20 protein-coding genes, 1 tRNA gene, 1 pseudogene and 1 riboswitch are annotated in these 17,119 nt (G+C 65.0%); of the genes and pseudogenes, 13 read left to right on the forward strand and 9 right to left on the reverse strand.

Translation table 11 applies throughout. From position 1 onward, the window contains the following. Nucleotides 1-29: 29 nt before the first annotated feature. The 9 genes and pseudogenes from ribD to glyA all read right to left on the reverse strand — a co-directional run bounded on the left by ribD (nucleotide 30) and on the right by glyA (nucleotide 6,398). Nucleotides 30-1,148 carry a bifunctional diaminohydroxyphosphoribosylaminopyrimidine deaminase/5-amino-6-(5-phosphoribosylamino)uracil reductase RibD gene (ribD, locus tag ISF28_RS23845; RefSeq protein WP_370663492.1) on the reverse strand — a complete coding sequence of 373 codons (1,119 nt, stop codon included), beginning with the start codon at nucleotides 1,146-1,148 and terminating at the stop codon, nucleotides 30-32. A gap of 52 nt (nucleotides 1,149-1,200) precedes the next feature. Further along, the gene (locus ISF28_RS23850; RefSeq protein WP_370663493.1) at nucleotides 1,201-1,770 is read right to left on the reverse strand and encodes a GspH/FimT family pseudopilin; all 570 of its coding nucleotides are present in this window, start codon (nucleotides 1,768-1,770) and stop codon (nucleotides 1,201-1,203) included. Beyond that, the gene (locus tag ISF28_RS23855; RefSeq protein ID WP_370663494.1) at nucleotides 1,767-2,159 is read right to left on the reverse strand and encodes a type IV pilin protein; all 393 of its coding nucleotides are present in this window, start codon (nucleotides 2,157-2,159) and stop codon (nucleotides 1,767-1,769) included. The genes ISF28_RS23850 and ISF28_RS23855 overlap by 4 nt, the downstream gene beginning before the upstream one ends. Then, nucleotides 2,136-2,192, reverse strand: a pseudogene (locus ISF28_RS31285) (prepilin-type N-terminal cleavage/methylation domain-containing protein); the annotation flags it as partial. The gene ISF28_RS23855 and the pseudogene ISF28_RS31285, both read right to left, overlap by 24 nt. Nucleotides 2,193-2,199: 7 nt before the next feature. Further along, on the reverse strand, nucleotides 2,200-3,072 hold the full coding sequence (locus ISF28_RS23860) for a pilus assembly PilX family protein (protein ID WP_198119672.1): 873 nt from the start codon (nucleotides 3,070-3,072) through the stop codon (nucleotides 2,200-2,202). Next, a complete protein-coding gene (locus ISF28_RS23865; protein ID WP_198119673.1) occupies nucleotides 3,069-3,968 on the reverse strand; it encodes a PilW family protein in 900 nt (299 codons plus the stop codon). The genes ISF28_RS23860 and ISF28_RS23865 overlap by 4 nt, the downstream gene beginning before the upstream one ends. After that, nucleotides 3,965-4,525 carry a type IV pilus modification protein PilV gene (gene pilV / locus ISF28_RS23870; RefSeq protein ID WP_198119674.1) on the reverse strand — a complete coding sequence of 187 codons (561 nt, stop codon included), beginning with the start codon at nucleotides 4,523-4,525 and terminating at the stop codon, nucleotides 3,965-3,967. Before pilV ends, ISF28_RS23865 begins: the two co-directional genes overlap by 4 nt. Before the next feature lie 112 nt (nucleotides 4,526-4,637). Beyond that, nucleotides 4,638-5,096, reverse strand: coding sequence for a transcriptional regulator NrdR (gene nrdR / locus ISF28_RS23875; RefSeq protein WP_198119675.1), 459 nt, complete (start codon nucleotides 5,094-5,096; stop codon nucleotides 4,638-4,640). Between the two features lie 54 nt (nucleotides 5,097-5,150). After that, a complete protein-coding gene (glyA, locus tag ISF28_RS23880; RefSeq protein ID WP_198119676.1) occupies nucleotides 5,151-6,398 on the reverse strand; it encodes a serine hydroxymethyltransferase in 1,248 nt (415 codons plus the stop codon). 100 nt (nucleotides 6,399-6,498) lie between these two features. Further along, nucleotides 6,499-6,631, reverse strand: a riboswitch (ZMP/ZTP riboswitch). Nucleotides 6,632-6,773: 142 nt separating this feature from the next. Between glyA and ISF28_RS23885 the strand changes: the two genes are divergently transcribed. The 13 genes from ISF28_RS23885 (at nucleotide 6,774) to ISF28_RS23945 (ending at nucleotide 17,102) form a co-directional block, all read left to right on the forward strand. Further along, nucleotides 6,774-7,526 carry an SDR family oxidoreductase gene (locus ISF28_RS23885; RefSeq protein WP_198119677.1) on the forward strand — a complete coding sequence of 251 codons (753 nt, stop codon included), beginning with the start codon at nucleotides 6,774-6,776 and terminating at the stop codon, nucleotides 7,524-7,526. 410 nt (nucleotides 7,527-7,936) lie between these two features. Beyond that, entirely contained in the window at nucleotides 7,937-8,353 is a 417-nt protein-coding gene (gene ybgC / locus ISF28_RS23890; RefSeq protein ID WP_307727469.1) for a tol-pal system-associated acyl-CoA thioesterase, read from the forward strand. Between the two features lie 27 nt (nucleotides 8,354-8,380). Beyond that, nucleotides 8,381-9,064, forward strand: a complete 684-nt coding sequence (gene tolQ, locus ISF28_RS23895; protein ID WP_198119678.1) for a protein TolQ — start codon at nucleotides 8,381-8,383, stop codon at nucleotides 9,062-9,064. Between the two features lie 21 nt (nucleotides 9,065-9,085). After that, nucleotides 9,086-9,514: a biopolymer transporter ExbD gene (locus ISF28_RS23900; RefSeq protein ID WP_198119679.1), complete on the forward strand. Its 429-nt coding sequence runs from the start codon at nucleotides 9,086-9,088 to the stop codon at nucleotides 9,512-9,514. 10 nt (nucleotides 9,515-9,524) lie between these two features. Next, a complete protein-coding gene (gene tolA, locus ISF28_RS23905) occupies nucleotides 9,525-10,469 on the forward strand; it encodes a cell envelope integrity protein TolA (protein ID WP_198119680.1) in 945 nt (314 codons plus the stop codon). 34 nt (nucleotides 10,470-10,503) lie between these two features. Beyond that, nucleotides 10,504-11,772, forward strand: a complete 1,269-nt coding sequence (gene tolB, locus ISF28_RS23910; RefSeq protein WP_198119681.1) for a Tol-Pal system beta propeller repeat protein TolB — start codon at nucleotides 10,504-10,506, stop codon at nucleotides 11,770-11,772. Between the two features lie 24 nt (nucleotides 11,773-11,796). Then, a complete protein-coding gene (gene pal, locus ISF28_RS23915; RefSeq protein ID WP_198119682.1) occupies nucleotides 11,797-12,324 on the forward strand; it encodes a peptidoglycan-associated lipoprotein Pal in 528 nt (175 codons plus the stop codon). A gap of 126 nt (nucleotides 12,325-12,450) precedes the next feature. Then, the gene (gene ybgF / locus ISF28_RS23920) at nucleotides 12,451-13,212 is read left to right on the forward strand and encodes a tol-pal system protein YbgF (protein ID WP_198119787.1); all 762 of its coding nucleotides are present in this window, start codon (nucleotides 12,451-12,453) and stop codon (nucleotides 13,210-13,212) included. Between the two features lie 72 nt (nucleotides 13,213-13,284). Then, nucleotides 13,285-13,360: transfer RNA gene (locus ISF28_RS23925), tRNA-Lys, on the forward strand. A gap of 274 nt (nucleotides 13,361-13,634) precedes the next feature. Beyond that, nucleotides 13,635-13,919 carry a hypothetical protein gene (locus tag ISF28_RS23930; protein ID WP_198119788.1) on the forward strand — a complete coding sequence of 95 codons (285 nt, stop codon included), beginning with the start codon at nucleotides 13,635-13,637 and terminating at the stop codon, nucleotides 13,917-13,919. Nucleotides 13,920-13,999: 80 nt separating this feature from the next. Next, nucleotides 14,000-15,343, forward strand: coding sequence for a pilus assembly protein TadG-related protein (locus ISF28_RS23935; RefSeq protein WP_229519347.1), 1,344 nt, complete (start codon nucleotides 14,000-14,002; stop codon nucleotides 15,341-15,343). After that, on the forward strand, nucleotides 15,340-16,284 hold the full coding sequence (locus ISF28_RS23940) for a hypothetical protein (protein WP_198119684.1): 945 nt from the start codon (nucleotides 15,340-15,342) through the stop codon (nucleotides 16,282-16,284). Before ISF28_RS23935 ends, ISF28_RS23940 begins: the two co-directional genes overlap by 4 nt. Next, nucleotides 16,281-17,102, forward strand: a complete 822-nt coding sequence (locus ISF28_RS23945) for a hypothetical protein (protein ID WP_198119685.1) — start codon at nucleotides 16,281-16,283, stop codon at nucleotides 17,100-17,102. Before ISF28_RS23940 ends, ISF28_RS23945 begins: the two co-directional genes overlap by 4 nt. The last annotated feature ends 17 nt before the right edge of the window (nucleotides 17,103-17,119 follow it).

Consider the following 17,119-nt stretch of genomic DNA (forward strand, 5'->3'; position numbering starts at 1 on the left):
GTCTCTTCCTTTGTTGTGCTGTATCGGTGTTACGCGTGGCGGTTCGGGTCGTCGTCCGGGCGGAACCGCGCGAGGATGCGCAGGTCCGGGCCGACCTGGGCCACGCCGTGGAAATGCAGCGGCACCTTGTCCGCGAGGTGCGCCAGCGGCGGCAGCGCGAACATGCCCTGCCCCGGGCCGACGAGGCTGGGCGCCAGGTACACGAGCAACTCGTCCACGCATCCCTCGCGCACGAGCGACGCATTCAACTTGCCGCCGGCTTCCACGTGCAATTCGTTGATCTCGCGGCGGCCCAGCTCGCGCATCAGCGCCGGCAGGTCGACCTTGCCGGACGGATTCGGCAGCATGATGATCTCGTGCCCCATCGCCTGCAGCGCCGCCTCTTTGTCCGGACGCGGCACGGCGGCCACGATCCAGCACGGCGCGCCTTGCAGGATGCACGCGTCCGTGCCGATGTCGAGGCGGCTGTCGACGATCACGCGGCGCGGCTGCAAGGGCGTGTCGATGCCGCGCACGGTCAGTTGCGGGTTGTCGGCCTTGATCGTGCCGATGCCGGTCAGGATCGCGCTCGCGCGGGCGCGCCACGCGTGGCCGTCCGCGCGCGCCTCCGGGCTCGTGATCCACTGGCTCTCGCCGTTTTCCAATGCCGTGACGCCGTCCAGGCTGGCCGCCGTCTTGAGCCGCACCCACGGACGGCCGTGGCGCATGCGCGTGAAGAAGCCGATGTTCAATTCGTACGCCTGCCGCGCCAGCACGCCCGCGCTGACGTCGATCCCGGCCGCCTCCAGCTGCGCCATGCCGCGCCCGGCCACGAGTGGATTCGGGTCGACCATGGCCGCGACGACCCGGCCCAGCCCGGCCTGGACCAGCGCGTTCGAGCACGGCGGCGTGCGGCCGTAGTGGCTGCACGGCTCCAGCGTCACGTAGGCGGTGGCGCCGCGCACGTCGTTGCCGCGCGCCTGGGCATCGCGCAGGGCCTGGATCTCGGCGTGGGCCTGGCCGGCCGGCTGCGTGTGGCCGGCACCGATGACGACGCCGTCGCGCACGATCACGCAGCCGATGCGCGGGTTGGGCGCCGTGATGTACATGCCCTTCGCCGCCCATTCCAGGGCCAGCGCCATGCCGTCGGTATCGCTCTGTATCTGCACTCTGTTTCCGGTCTCGCTACGTTGTCTTGCTTTCCTGCATGCGGTCGTGGCGTCAGGGCGGCGCCGGCGCGCCGTCGCACCCCGCGTCGCGCGCCGGATCGCACACGCGCGCCCGGCCCAGCATATTGATTTTAATACGGCGGATGCGCCCGCCGTGGAACAGCGACACCGTTCCCCAGCGCGCGGCCGCGCTGTTGCCGTCGGCACAACTGCGTCCCGCGCCATTGTAGGCGATATAGTACGGCGGCGCTGCATTCGTGAACGCGAAGTCGACGGCGATGCCGGCCGGCAGCGGCCCGTGCTCCGCGATCAGCTCGTCCGCACCCGGCCGCCCGTCGCCGTCGCGGTCGTCGAACACGCGCCACCCCAGGCGCCAGTCGGCGCCCGGCGGGTCGAGCGGCACGAGCTTGACCTGCCGCCCGCGCGCCAGCGCCTGCGCCCGCGCGAGATCGATCGCCGCGAACAGGTCGCCCGCCGCCGCTTTCAGCTGCTCGGTCCGCACGAGGTCGCGCAGGTCGGGCGCGGCGACGGCCAGCGCGATGGCGGCCACCGCCAGCACGACGCACAGCTCCGGCAGCGTCACGCCGCGGGCCCGCCGGACCGGCGTCCAAGCGGACGTCACGGCCAACATCGCGCCCCCGAACCTTGCGCGCCCTGGCGCCCGGTGCTGTCCAGGGTCAGCGCACCGCAGTCGGGATCGCGGAAGCGCAGGTCGACCCGCGCCGTGCCGGGACGGGCGCGGACCTCGACGCATTCGGCGATGTCGCGGCCGGGACAGGCATGCGCGTCCAGCTCGTAGGCGCTGGCGGACGCGTTGGCGCCCGACCACCACGCGAAGCCGTCCGTGCCGGGCTCTTCGGCCGAGAATTCGACATAGGTGTTGTGCTGGAGGTGGTAACGCTCCTGCTTCTGCATGGCCTCGATCAGCGCCACCTCGCCCTCGACGCGCCGCGTGCGGACGATGTAGCCGGCGTAGGTCGGATACGCGAGCGCGCCGAGGATGCCGACGATGGCCACGACGATCATCAGCTCGACCAGCGTGAAGCCGGCGTCACGGGCGGACGCGGGCGTGGAGCTCTGCCCAGTTCGCGATTTCGGCCCAGCCGATGCGGCCGGCGGGCAACTGGCGTCCTTGCGGTTGCGTCGGCGAGGCGTTGCCGGTGCCGGTGCCGGTGCCGGTGCCGGCGGCGCCATCGTGTCCGTTGTCGTGTCCGTCGCTCGCGTCGCCATCGTCGTTGTCTCCTCGGTTGCCGTTGCCGTTGCCGTTGCCGTTGCCGTTGCCGTTGCCGTTACCGTCTCCGTTACCGCTTGCGTTGCCGCCGTCGTCGCCGCCTCCAGCTGCGCCGCCCGCCGCGGGCGGCGGCAAGCGGTACAGCGACTGCAGCACGACCTGCGTCGAAACGCGCGTCCCGAATCCGATGGCCGTGATGCGATAAAAACTGCCCTGCCGCGCCGTCGAACCGGACGGGGAGATCCTTTCGATCACATAGGCCGGCAGCCGCGCCGGCAGCATGCCATGGCCGACGGCCAGCGTGGCCCCCGTGAAGCGACCGTAAGGCACGAGCGCCGGATTGTCTTCGTCCGCCAGATCCAGCGTTTCCCACGCGGGCGGCGAGCGGGCGAGGCAAAGGCCGAGATCGTCGTCGCCGTGCCCGCAGCCGTCGACGAAGGCGCTTGCCCCTGCCGGGCCGAAATGCGCGGCCCGGGCCGGCGGTGACTCCGCCGTGCCGGCGATATCGTGCTCGGCATCGCGCAAGGCGGCCTCGGCCGCGGCCCGCGCCACGTCGCGGTCGCGTTCGTTGCGCGCCGCCGCCAGCAGGACGAACGCGCCGCGCGCGACGGCCACGCCGATCACCGTCGCCGCGAGCATCAGCATCAATGCGCAGACGAGGGCCAGGCCGTGTTCGGAACGGCGCGACGTCATGACGGCGGCGCCGGCAAGGCGACCGTGAACGTGAACAGCCGCCGTTCGCGCCGCCGCAGGTCGGACGTCATGCGCGCCTCGTCCAGCGAACTGCCCGGATCGTCCGCGCCGGCGGCATCCGCATAGCCGGCGCCCAGCAGGTCGTAGCGCGTGCTGCCGGGCGCCGCCCGCGTGGGTCGGCTGCCGTGCAGCAACAAGCCCACGCGCACGCCGACGACGCGCTTCCAGTGCGTCCGGTGGTTGAATTCGGCCGTGCCGAGGCCGGCCAGCGCCGCGTCGAGCGCGTCGACCGCCGCCGCGTTCAGGTAGCGGTTGGCGACGCCGTCGGGCGGATCGTCCGTGTCCACGGCGTACAGGACCTGGAAGCCGTCCACGCCACTCACGACGGCGTCCGCGCTCCAGTGGGCGGCGCCCCGGTATTTGCAGCGCAGTTCGGCCTCGCCTTCGCCGTTGCGCGCCACGTAGAAGATGCTCCAGCCCTCCTCGCCCGCGGCGGCCGGAAAGCCGGCGCAGTCGACGGCGCCGTCCGCGCCGGGAAAGCGGATGGCCAGCACGTCGCTGCCGTTCACGGCGCCGGGCAGCGGGTCGGCCATGCCCGGCGCCGTGCGGGACAAGGTGCGCGCGTCCAGCCCGGCCAGGCGTGCGGGCGCGGCATCGGAAGCCGGATCGGCCAGCGTCGCGACGTCGGCGGCGCCCGCCTGGCGCACGGCGCGGCCGATGAGGTCGGCGGCGAAGCGTCCGCCGTCGTCGACGGTGCCCGACTCGACCTGCGCCGCATACGCGCCGTTCGCCAGCACGAGCAGCCGGCCGGCCGTCAGCACGATGCCGAGACCGATGGCCAGCGCCACCATCAATTCGACCAGCGTGACGCCGGCCTGGCGACGGGAACGTCTCATGGCCCCGCTCCCGCCAGCGCCAGCATGAGCTTCGGCGCGCCCGTCGCCGTGTCGCCTTGCGCGCGCCAGCCGACCTTGACGACGAGCGGCGCGCCGGCCTCGGCATCGCAGGCCCAGGCCGGCAAGCCGGCCGCATCGGACGGGCCGGCATCGCGGCAGACGCGGATGCGCCCGCCGGGCAAGCCGGCCGCCACGTCTTGCGACACCTCGAACAGGTCGAAGCGCGCCAGTGCGTCGGCATCGCAGGTCGTGTCGGCATAGCACAGCGTGGAGGCGGCCGGTGCCCCACCGCCGGCGTCGTAATCGAGCTGGAGGTAGGGATTGGCGGCGTCCGGCAGCGCCAGCGCATGGGGGTTCGCGCGCATGCGCTCGGCCAGCGAGCTTGCGAGGCGCGTGGCGTCGGACAGGTGCGCGGCATCGCGTGCCGAACGCACGGCGAGCGCCTGCAGTCCGGCCGCGCCGCCAATGCCGAGGGCGACGACGAACAGCGCGACGAGCACCTCGACGAGCGTGAACCCGGCGCGCACACGCAACGATGGACGCGGCGGCAAGCGCATCGACGACCTCCAGCTTTGTTTGCGGAGCTGACAAGGTAACAGTCGAGCCCGGGCAAGCCGTGTGGTGGCTCAACCGTGCGGATGCAACTAAAACGGGAGAAAACGGACGCGCTTATTTACGCGGCTGGCCCACTTCGGCGATGGCTTCCTGGAACTCGGCCAGGTCTTCGAAATTCTTGTAGACGGAGGCGAAGCGGATGTACGCGATCTTGTCGAGGCGCTGGAGTTCCTGCATCACCAGTTCGCCGACATGGCCGGTGTCGACTTCGCGGCGGCCGCTGGTGAGGAGTTTTTCCTCGATCGACGCGACGGCGCGGTCGATCGCTTCGGCCGCGACGGGCCGCTTGCGCAGCGCGAGCATCAGGCTGCCGCGCAGCTTGGAGGATTCGTATTCGGTGCGGCTGCCGTTCTTCTTGACGATGAACGGCATCGACAGCTCGACCCGTTCGTAGGTGGTGAAGCGCTTGTCGCAGCGGGCGCAGCGGCGCCGGCGCCGGATGGCGTCGCCTTCCTCGGATACGCGGGTATCGAGGACCTGGGTGTCGTCATGCTGACAGAACGGACATTTCATGGGCCGGCTACTGCTGGAAAATGATGGGACGCCGCGCGGCGTCCCGTTACCGCGTTACGCTTCGTAGACCGGGTATTTGTCGGTCAGTTTCTTGACTTCCGCCTTGACGCGGTCGATGGTCGCGGCGTCGTGCGGGTTGTCCAGCACGTCGGCGATCAGGTGGCCGACCTTGACGGCGTCCTCTTCCTTGAAGCCGCGCGTCGTGAAGGCCGGGCTGCCCAGGCGGATGCCCGACGTCACGAACGGCTTCTGCGGGTCGTTCGGGATGCCGTTCTTGTTGCAGGTCATGTGTGCCTGGCCGAGGATGGCTTCCGCTTCCTTGCCGGTGAGGCCCTTCGAACGCAGGTCGACGAGCATCACGTGCGACTCGGTACGGCCCGAGACGATGCGCAGGCCGCGCGCGGTCAGGGTGTCGGCCAGCGCCTTGGCGTTCTTGACGACCTGCTGCTGGTAGGCCTTGAATTCCGGCGACAGCGCTTCCTTGAACGCGACCGCCTTGCCGGCGATGACGTGCATCAGCGGACCGCCCTGGATGCCCGGGAAGATGGCCGAGTTGATGGCCTTCTCGTGCTCGGCCTTCATCAGGATGATGCCGCCGCGCGGGCCGCGCAGCGATTTGTGCGTCGTCGACGTGACGAAGTCGGCGTGCGGCACCGGGTTCGGGTATTCGCCGGCGGCGATCAGGCCGGCGTAGTGGGCCATGTCGACCATGAAGTAGGCGCCGACTTCCTTCGCCACGCGGGCGAAGCGCTCGAAGTCGATGCGCAGGGCGAAGGCGGACGCGCCGGCGATGATCAGCTTCGGCTTGTGCTCGCGGGCCAGGCGTTCCATCTGCTCGTAGTCGATGTCTTCCTGCTCGGTCAGGCCGTAGGAGACGACATTGAACCATTTGCCCGACATGTTCAGCGCCATGCCGTGCGTGAGGTGGCCGCCTTCGGCCAGCGACATGCCCATGATCGTGTCGCCCGGCTTCAGCATGGCGAAGAACACGCCCTGGTTCGCCTGCGAGCCCGAGTTCGGCTGGACGTTCGCGGCTTCGGCGCCGAACAGCTGCTTGACGCGGTCGATCGCCAGTTGCTCGGCGATGTCGACGTATTCGCACCCGCCGTAGTAGCGCTTGCCCGGATAGCCTTCGGCGTACTTGTTGGTCAGTTGCGAGCCCTGGGCCTGCATGACGGCCGGCGACGTGTAGTTTTCGGATGCGATCAGCTCGATGTGGTCCTGCTGGCGCTTGTTTTCCTTCTGGATGGCATCCCACAGATCCGGGTCGACCTTGGCGAGCGTGTGATCTTTTGCAAACATGAAAAAACTCCAATCGATAAGAGAACCAGGCAACGGTGAGCGCTGAACGGGCGGGAGCCGGAAACACACAGGGCAGCCGCGCTACAGACGCGTACCAGTCGGTGGCTGCCCAGGCGAACGGCAATGAGAAATCTCACGTTCCCCGGTGGGAGCCCACCTTCGCCACGCACCGGCAGGCCGATCGCTCCTGATCGGACGGCAGCGCACGGTTTTCGCCAGTTACGTGAGATGTAAATGGAACTCCCGATTGTACGGGATTGTGCGGCTGACAGGCAAGGAAACCGATGACGCCCTGGCAACCCGGAGGGCGAGCGCTGTCCCGCATGGTCATTTCGGCTACAATCCTGCAGTTACCACCCTGCCAGGCAACCCAACATGATCGTTTTCATCACCGGCGCATCGGCCGGATTCGGCGCCGCCATGGCGCGCACTTTCGTCAAGAATGGACACCAGGTGGTGCTGGCGGCACGGCGCAAGGAGCGCCTCGACGCCCTGGCCCGCGAGCTGGGCGAGTCGGCCCTGCCGATCGTGATGGATGTCACCGACAAGGCGTCGATCGAGGAAGCGCTGTCGATGCTGCCGCAATCCTGGCGCCAGATCGACGTGCTGATCAACAACGCCGGCCTGGCCCTGAACACGAAGCCCGCGCACGACGTCCCGCTGGAAGACTGGGAGACGATGATCGCCACGAACGTCAAGGGCCTCGTCACGATGACGCACGCCCTGCTGCCCGCGATGGTGGAACGCGGCAGCGGCCTGGTCATCAACATCGGCTCGGTGGCCGGCCGCACGCCCTACCCGGGCGGGAACGTGTACGGCGCGACCAAGGCGTTCGTCGAACAATTCACCTTGAACCTGCGCGCCGACCTCGTCGGCACGGGCGTGCGCGCCACGAACATCGCGCCGGGCCTGTGCGGCGGCACCGAATTCTCGAACGTGCGCCTCAAGGGCGACGACGCGGCCGCCGCCAAGGTCTACGAAGGCACGCAGCCGCTGACGGCCGAGGACATTGCCGAGACCGCCTACTGGATCGCCTCGCTACCGCCGCACGTCAACATCAACCAGATCGAGATGATGCCGACCTGCCAGGGCTACGGCCCGCTGAACATCAAGCGCAACCTCACCTGAAAATTCGGGGTCAGAGCACTTTTTTCGGAAAATTCGGGGTCAGAGCACTTTTCTCGGCAAGTGCTCACAAGACATTTAACGGCACGCGTAGCGTATTTCGGTCGCGCAGCCTGCACCACAACCCTACGCGGAGTACTTTTTGTTGTGATTGAAATATTGCCGCAAAATGCGCTCTGACCCCGAATTGCTCCAACATTGTGCTCTGACCCCGAATTTTTGGCCGACGGGCGGACGAATTGTTTTCCGAATGTAACAGCGGCGCCACCCAAGATGAAAAAGTGCTACAGTTGCTGGCTTGGCATGAGCCGTTGACTCAACCACCGGGCCGTCCGCCAGTTATATCCGTGTATATGTACGCTGGCGCACATATAGCGGGGAAAAATGGCGTAAAATGTTTCCCATTTTCATTTATGGCAGCTGAAATGCCTTCAGTTTTCACCTGGACGGTTCGGGTCTATTACGAAGATACGGACGCCGGCGGCATCGTGTACTACGCCAATTACCTGAAGTTTTACGAACGCGCCCGCACTGAATGGCTGCGTTCGATCGGCATTGATCAGCAAAACCTGCGCGACCGCGAGGGCGCCATCTTCGTCGTGCGCAGCGCCAGCCTCGACTATCTTGCTTCCGCGCGCCTGGACGACGAAGTGAAACTGACCCTGAACGTGGAAAAACTCGGCCGCGCGTCCGTGCAGTTCTCCCAGCAAGCGTGGCGCGGCGACACGCTGCTCTCCAGCGCCGACGTCAAAGTCGCTTGCGTCGATGCCGCCACGATGCGTCCCCGTTCCCTACCCGACGTTGCCGCTGCTAAAATGCGTGCCGCCTGATATTTCATTTGACCCAATAGACATCTGATGAACGCAGTCCAAGACCTCTCATTCATTGAACTGATCCGCCATGCCCACGTGCTGGTGCAGTTGCTCATGGCTCTGCTGTTCGCGATCTCTCTCATGAGCTGGACGTATATCTTCCGCAAGCTGTTCGCGATCCGCGCCGCACGTCGCCAGACCGAACAGTTCGAGCGCAGCTTTTGGGCCGGCGGCAACCTGCACACGCTGCACCAGAGCGCCAGCAGCCAGCGCGACCAGAGCGGCCCGCTGGCGCGCATCTTCGAAGCGGGCATGGGCGAATTCATCAAGGGCAAGCAAGCGTCGCGCGATGCACTGGACATGGGCGCCGTGCTGGATGGCGCCCGCCGCGCGATGCGCGCCGCGTTCCACCGCGAACTGGACCAGTTGGACACGCACCTGAACTTCCTGGCCTCCGTCGGCTCCGTGTCGCCGTACATCGGCCTGCTCGGCACCGTGTGGGGCATCATGAACGCGTTCCGCGGCCTGGCGAACGTGCAGCAGGCCACGCTGGCCACGGTCGCGCCCGGCATCGCCGAAGCGCTGATCGCCACCGCCATCGGCCTGTTCGCGGCGATCCCGGCCGTGGTGGCGTACAACCGCTTCACCCACGACATCGACCGCCTCGCGATCCGCTTCGAAAGCTTCGTCGAGGAATTCTCGAACATCCTGCAGCGCCAGTCGCGCTGATCGTCGTCACGAGGAATCGACATGGCCTTCAACAGCAGCCTGCGGGGCAGCCGCCGCAAGCTCAAGTCCGAGATCAACGTCGTGCCGTACATCGACGTGATGCTGGTGCTGCTCATCATCTTCATGGCGGTACCGCCGACGCAGAACCCGAGCGAGATCAAGCTGCCCAGCGCCGAGCGGTCCACGCAGCCGCCGGACGACTACATCCAGATCGCGATCAAGGCGAACGCCCAGCTGCAGATCGGCATCACCGGCAAGAACCCGCAACCGCTGGAAAACGTGGACAGCCGCTCCACGCTCGTCACGCGCCTGCGCGACATCCACACCGAGCATCCGGATTATCCGGTCTTGATCGCCGGCGACCGCGACAGCAAATACGACGACGTGATCCAGCTGATTTCGGAAGCCAAGAAGATGGGCATCACCCGCGTCGGACTGGCCACGAAGTGAAGACGAACTGATGTCAGCAACGAAGCAGAACAGCATCGGCAACGGCGCGCCCTACCGCGTGCCGCCTGAACCGAACCGCTGGCCGGCCATCGGCCTGGCGGTGGGCGTGCACGCGCTGTTGCTGGCATTCCTGTGGATCGGCATCAGCTGGCAGAACAACGCGCCCGTCGCCATCGAGGCGGAAATCTGGGACGTGACGACGCAGACGGCCGCCCCGCCGCCGCCCCCACCCGCTCCGGAGCCGGAACCGGAAACGCCGCCGCCGCAACCGACGCCGAAAGTCGCTCCGCCGCCGCCGGCGGTCGAACAACCGCAGCCGAAACAGCCGGACATCGCGCTCGAGCGTCAAAAGAAGCGCAAGGAAGAATTGAAACGCAAGCTCGCCGAAGAAGAGCAACAACGCAAAGTCGAGGAAGAAAAGCGCGCGGAAGAACAGAAAGCGAAGGCGCTGGCCGAGAAAAAGGCCAAGGCCGAAGCCGAGAAAAAAGAAGCCGAGAAAAAGAAAAAAGAAGAAGCGGAAAAGAAAAAGAAAGAGGAAGCCGAGAAGAAGAAAAAGGCCGCCGCCGAACAGAAGAAACTGGAGGCCGCGCGCGCCGAAGAAATGCGTCGCATCACGGGCGCGGCCGGCAGTCCGACCAGTACCGGCACGGCCGAGAAATCGACGGCGCCGCGTATGGACAAGGGCTATTCCGCGGCCATCACGGCCAAGGTGAAAGGCAATACGTCCTACCCGGGCAGCCTGGACGAACCGGGCAATCCGACGGCGACGTTCCGCGTCGAACAACTGCCGACCGGCGAAATCATTTCGGTCAAGAAGATCAAGAGCAGTGGTGTGCCGGCTTTCGACGACGCCGTCGAAAAGGGCATAACCAAATCGTCACCACTGCCGAAGAAGAAAGATGGTACGGTAGAGCGTTCACTCGTGATCGAATTCCATATGAAGGATCTGCAATGATCGCGTTCCGACTCTAACCATTGCTGAGAGAAACATGAAGAAACTACATACCCTGCTGTTTTCGGCCACCCTGTTGATGGGTACGGCCGCACATGCCCAGCTGAAAGTCGAAATCGCCGGCGTGGGCAGCAACCAGATCCCGGTCGCGGTCGCGGCGTTTGCCGATGAATCGGTGGCGCCCGAACAAATCTCGGCGATCATCCGCGCCGACCTCGAGCGCAGCGGCGTGTTCAGGGTCATCGACGCGCACCAGCCCATTTCCGAGACCGCCAACATCGACCTGGCCGCGTTCAAGGCCAGCGGTGCCGACGCGCTCGTCGTGGGCTCGGTGCAGCGTCTCGCGGACGGCCGCCTGGCAGTGCGCTATAAACTGCTCGACACCGTCAAGCAGTCGCAGTTGTCGCAGCTGTCGGATGCCGTGACCGCGCGCAACACGCGCCTGGAAGCCCACCGCATCGCCGACGACATCTACGAAAAGCTGACGGGCGTGCGCGGCATCTTCTCGACCCGCATCACGTACGTGAAGCAGGACCCGGCCGCGCACGATTACAAGCTCGTCGTGGCCGATGCGGACGGCGAAGGCGAACAGGTCGCCGCGCACGGCCGCGAGCCGATCATCTCGCCGGCGTGGTCGCCGGACGGCACCAAGGTGGCCTACGTGTCGTTCGAACTGCGCAAGCCCGTGATCTACGTGCAGAACCTGGTGACGGGCCAGCGCACGGTGGTCGCGAACTTCAAGGGCAACAACTCGGCCCCTTCCTGGTCGCCCGACGGCACGAAGCTGGCGGTCGGCCTGACCAAGGACACGAACAACTACCAGGTGTACATCGTGAACGCGGACGGCAGTGGCGTGCGCCGCCTGACGACCACGAACAGCATCAATACGGAACCGCGCTTCTCGGCGGACGGCCAGACCATTTATTTCACCAGCGACCGCAGCGGCGGTCCGCAAATCTACAAGATGAGCGTGAACGGCGGGCAGGCAACCCGCGTCACGTTCAACGGCAACTACAATATCAGCCCTCGTATCTCCCCGGACGGCAAGACGCTGGCGTGGATTTCGCAACGCGAAGGGGGTTTTTCTCTGTATGCGATGGATCTGGCCACCGGCCAGGAGCAGCGCTTGGCCGATGGGGCCACCGAACCGAGTTTTTCGCCGAACGGCAAATACATCATGTATGCGACCAGGACTGGCGGCCGTACCGCGCTGGCCGTGGTGTCGGTCGATGGGCGCGTCAGGCAACGCCTGAGCACCCAAGCGGGAAACATTCGGGAGCCCAGCTGGGGCCCGTTTATGAAGTAAAATTTTTTGACCAGGAGAAAAACCATGCGTAATGCAAAAAGTGTAGCGTTCATCGTGGCTGCCGCGGCCCTGCTGTCGGCATGCTCGTCGACCAAGCTGCAGGAAGCCCCGAAAGTTGAAGAAAAGCCGGTCGCCCAGGCAGCCCCGCCGGCCGATACGTCGCGCGAGATCAAGCCGGTCGAAACCGGCGCCGTCGATCCGCTGAACGACCCGAAAGGCGTTCTGGCGAACCGTAGCGTCTACTTCGACTTCGACAGCTACGTCGTCCGCGACGACGGCAAGCCGGTCGTCGAAAACCACTCGGCCTACCTGACCAAGCACCAGGACCGCAAAGTCCTGATCCAAGGTAACACCGACGAGCGCGGCGGCACCGAGTACAACCTGGCCCTGGGCCAGAAGCGTGCCGAAGCCGTCCGCAAGGCGATGTCGGCACTGGGCGTGTCGGACAGCCAGATGGAAGCCGTTTCGCTGGGCAAGGAAAAGCCGAAGGCCGCCGGCCACGACGAGGCTGCCTGGGCTGAGAACCGCCGCGCCGACATCGTCTATCAATAATCGGACGCTGTCGCGGCTGTCCAGCACAGTACGTTGACAGCGGGGCGGGATGCGGTGCAGACTGCATCCCGCCCCGTTTCCATTTGGATTCCCAAGTTCCCACAGGTTTAGAAAGAGTCAAAGATGATGATCAAATTGTCCCAGTGCCGCCTCGCGGCCGTCGTGCTTGCCCTGACTGCCTGGCTGCCGCTGCAGGCGCACGCCGGCCTGCTCGACGACGATGAAGCCCGCAGAGCGATCCTGGACCTGCGCGCCAAGGTCGACGCGCTGACGCACGACGTCAATGCCCGCCTCGACAACAAGGCCGACAAAGCGATCAGCGTCGACATGGTGAACCAGCACGAACAGACCATGCAGGAAATCGCGCGCCTGCGCGGCCAGATCGAGGTCCTCGCCAACGAGGTCGCGAACGCCCAGAAGAACCAGAAGGACCTGTACGCCGACCTCGATACCCGCCTCAAGAAGCTCGAGCCGCACCAGGAAACCATCGACGGCCAGACCGCGGAAGTCATGCCGTCCGAAAAGAAAACCTATGATGCCGCGATGGACCAGTTCAAGTCGGGCGACTACAAGGCCGCCGCCGACGCGCTGCAGGAATTCGTGCGCCGCTTCCCCGACTCGGCCTATGCCGCCAACGCCCAGTACTGGCTCGGCAACGCCTACTATGCCCAGCGCGACTACAAGAACGCGATCGCCGCCCAGGAAGCCGTCGTCGACAATTACGGCACGAGCGCCAAGGCGCCGGACGCCATGCTCAACATCGCGTCCAGCTACACCGAACTCAAGGACAAGAAGAACGCCAAGAAGGCCCTGCAGAAGCTCGTGTCGAAGTTCCCGGACTCCTCGGCGGCGCAAGCGGCCAAGGACAGGCTGGCGGCAATGAGGTAAGCCACCGCGGTAAACCGCTGAGGCGGGCCGTTTGACACGACCGCCGTTCCCCCCTATAATCTTGCTTCTTTCGGGTCGTTAGCTCAGTTGGTAGAGCAGCGGACTTTTAATCCGTTGGTCGCTGGTTCGAGCCCAGCACGGCCTACCAGAATTCAGCAGCAGCAAAGCAAGGCGTTACGAGTGATCGTGACGCCTTTTTTGTTTTGCGGCCCCGCTTCTCTTCCTGCTGCGCAGCGGATCATCTAACGCTTGCCGATAGCCGTGACCGCCACACGACACCGCTGAGCTTCGTCAGCACCTCGCCACGAAGCAACATTTCCATGCGTCACCCTTGACGGTCAGCAAAATTCAGCTCGCCCCGATTTCATATGATTTTCTTGTCGGCAAGCACTTTTGACTGTCTCACCCAAGGGGAACCCATGATGAAACGTATCGCAAGGACGTCGAAACAACACGGTCAAGGGATGACCGAATACATCATCATCGTCGCGCTCATTGCGGTTGCCGCCATCGCGGTTTACCAATTGTTCGGAGCGACCGTGCGCAATCAGACCGCCGGGGTCGCGATGGAGGTCGCCGGTGCGAATGGACAACCAGCTATCGACAAAGCCAAGGCCGCCGCTACGAAAGCGGCCAGCGTAGCCTCGGATGCGGAGAAAAATTCATTGTCCACCTACGGCAACCAGGCCGAGGCCGGAAAGCAATGAGGGAAATAAGGGCCTGTACCGCCCGCCGCCAGCCGGGTGCAAGATCTCGTACGGGCCTGCCTCGTCAGCGGGGACAGGCTTTGATATTCGGGCTGTTTGCGCTGGCGGGAGGTCTGATCGCTCTGTTCTTTCTTTTCAATACCGGCCAGCTCACGGCGGAGAAGACCAAACTCGTCAACACTGCGGACGCCGTGGCGTATAGCGCCGGCGTCATGCATGCGCGCGCGCTGAACTTCGCCGCCTATACCAATCGCGCACTGATCGCCAACGAAGTCTTGATTGCGCAGGCAGTCAGCATGACCTCGTGGACGCGCTACGTGTCGACCCATGCCCAAAACGCACCGACGCTGATGTGGTGCCGCTCGCAGTATTCCAGGCCTGTTGCACTTGCTCTGGTTACCTATATCCCAGTCTGTTACCTCTTGAGTAGCCCTTACGGCGCCGCGACAGCCCAAGTGCTAAACCAGGCCGTCGGCCCGGCTTCTCAAGCGACCGTTGTCGCCGCCGAGCTGGCAAAGCAAGCGCTGCAAGCGGCACAAGCGAACATGGCTGCGACCCTGGTGCCGGCGCGCGCAGCATTAATGCGGGAAGTGGCCGACGCCAACTACGTCGACGATGGTTCGGTACATGTCGATTCGATTCCCCTCACCGATAATTTCACGCTGTTTCAAGGCGCGCCTTTCATCAAGCGCTATTCGGGCAAGGACAGGGGCCGCTTCAAGCAGACGACGCTCGCGGCCGCCAATCTCGATCCGTTCATCCAACAACGCGTGTGGACGTCGTCCAATTTTTTCCCCTGCATACTCGGCAATAAAGCGGAGTTTCGCCGCCGCGGCGGGACAGAATTGATCGGTTTCGACGAGTGGCGCGCAATGGACACGGCATCGCTGCACGAATGGCAATGGAATATTCATCTGTTCGGCACCAGCTGCGATGAAAACGAGACGCCGCTAGGTTATGGAGCGCAAGATGCCGGCCATGCCAGAAGCGGCGGCGACAACGGGTTTGGCGGTTCAACTTCCGACAACAGCGCGGCGAGCAGCTATGCCAGCAGCAGCACGTGGCAATACAGCGGACTGCCGGGATTTTTCGATCTCTCCGACGCCGCGCTCAAGACGCCGCAAGATTCGCAGCCCGTGCTCCGGTTCTCGATCCGGCTGACGCGAGCGAAAGCCGACGCAAGGACTTCCGAAGGCAGTTCCAACGTGAAGCCGTCGGGCGGGCTCGCCCGGTTCGACAGCAATCTCGCCTCGAACGTGTTGGCGGCGGTGTCCACATCGGAAGTTTTTTTCAGGCGGCCTGATCCACGACACGACGGCCGTACCGAGCTGGCAAGCCTGTTCAATCCGTATTGGCAGGTGCATCTCGTCGCGACGTCGAGCGCCGATATTGCACAGGCGATCGCGCGCGGAGGCGCACCATGACGACACAGCGCGGCAATGCCGCACTCACGAGCCTTCGTCTGCAGGCAAGGACTGCGATCGCGCTGATGGCAATCGCTCGTTTGGCCTTTACGCCCGCCCATGCGACGACGGAGGGCGAAAACGCCCTGGCCAACTCGCCGCCGCCTCACGAACGGCTCGGCGCGGGACGCGACTCGGTGAAGGTACACTGGGTGCGGCTCCGGGGCTACTTCGAGGGCGCCAACGGCCACGCCGCCATGCTGGACGATCTGAAGGCACAAGTGCAAAGCTGCGTGCGCGCGGCCCGGCTCGCCGGCCGCCAGGCTCGTCCGCCTCTGGCCTGGCCGGACTACGTCAACAGCACCCAGCGCGACGCGTATGACTCGGCGAATCGCAGCATTTCATACAGCACGACCCTCCTATACACGGTTAACCCATCCGACTGCAGCCTGCTCGAGAACCGCAGGACCATGGCGACGCTCGCTTCCACCAAGGGGATTTGCGAGATCGACCTGGGCGGCAAGAGGGCCCACGGATTTTGCGATGCGCGCGCCCATGCGGATGCGCCGCCGTTGACTCGAACCGGTCCCCCGGCACCGGGCGGCCGCACATCCGTGGCTCCGGCGCCAACCCGTGCGGCGAGGGAGGCGCTGGAGAATGCCATGATGCTGGCGCCGGCCAAGAGCGGCGAACACAAGACTATCCTCGGGATCGAATGCGACATTTGGAAAACGCCGTTCGATCCAAACGGCACCGCTTGTCTTTCGCGCGGCGGCTCGTTCGTGGCCGCGCACGCGACGTCCGGATTGACCGGTTCGAGCATGGAGCTCGAAATCACATCGACGCTCGGTGCGAACTTGCACGCCGTCAAAGCGGAACTGGATGCAAAGGTCAATGCAAACGTGTTCGCGCCCTACCTGGCCGATGGGTTCGCGGTTACCAACCTCGGGGGACGCAAATGAGCAAACGCATCGGCTGCCGGTCACACGTCCACGGTCAGGCCCTGACCGAATTCCTCGTGGTAGCACTCGTACTGGTGCCGCTGTACCTGCTCATGCCGCTGATCGCCAAATACCAAGACATCGCCTACCAAACACTGATGGCCAGTCGCTACGTCGCGTTCGATGCGGCCGTGAACAACGAATTGCAGAACACGTGGAAAAACCCGGCGCAACTTGCCGGCGAAGTACGCCGCCGCTTCTTCAGCACGCCCGACGCTCCGATCAAGAGCAACGACACTGCCGGTAACTTTCGCGCCCACCGGAATGCCTTTTGGAACGGCCCGAAAAACGAGCCATTGATCGCGGACTTCGACACCGATGTCGCGGTCGGCTTCGGCCAGAACCGTAGCTCGGCCCAGGCCGGCAGCCTCATGGCAGCAAGCGACGGGGATCCATTCAATCGCGCAGGGAACACGGAGGTCGAGACGCACATCGCCGACCAGCTCGGCCTGAAGCCGGCCGGCGTCTTTACCGGCAGTGTCGCCGTTAAGCTCGCCAACTTGTCGACCGACGTCCCAGCGTATCGACCGTTCGACAACATCAATCTGTCTGTCACGCGGCGGACGAGTGTCTCGATCGATGGTTGGGCTGCCGCCGATTCGGAACAAGTGGTCAAACGCATCGATAGCAAGTTACTTGTCCCCGGCACATTACTCCGGCCGGTAAGACCGCTGGCCGCTGCGCTCGTCGGCATCGCAGAAGTAGGCCAGGTACAAGCACCACGCCTCGGCGAGCTCGAATTCTGGAGTGATGTCGTTCCACCCGATCGACTCAAATAGCCGACACGTCTTTCACG

Source organism: Massilia rhizosphaerae (genome assembly GCF_016093545.1).
In the GTDB taxonomy this organism is placed as follows: Bacteria; Pseudomonadota; Gammaproteobacteria; order Burkholderiales; family Burkholderiaceae_D; genus Telluria; species Telluria rhizosphaerae.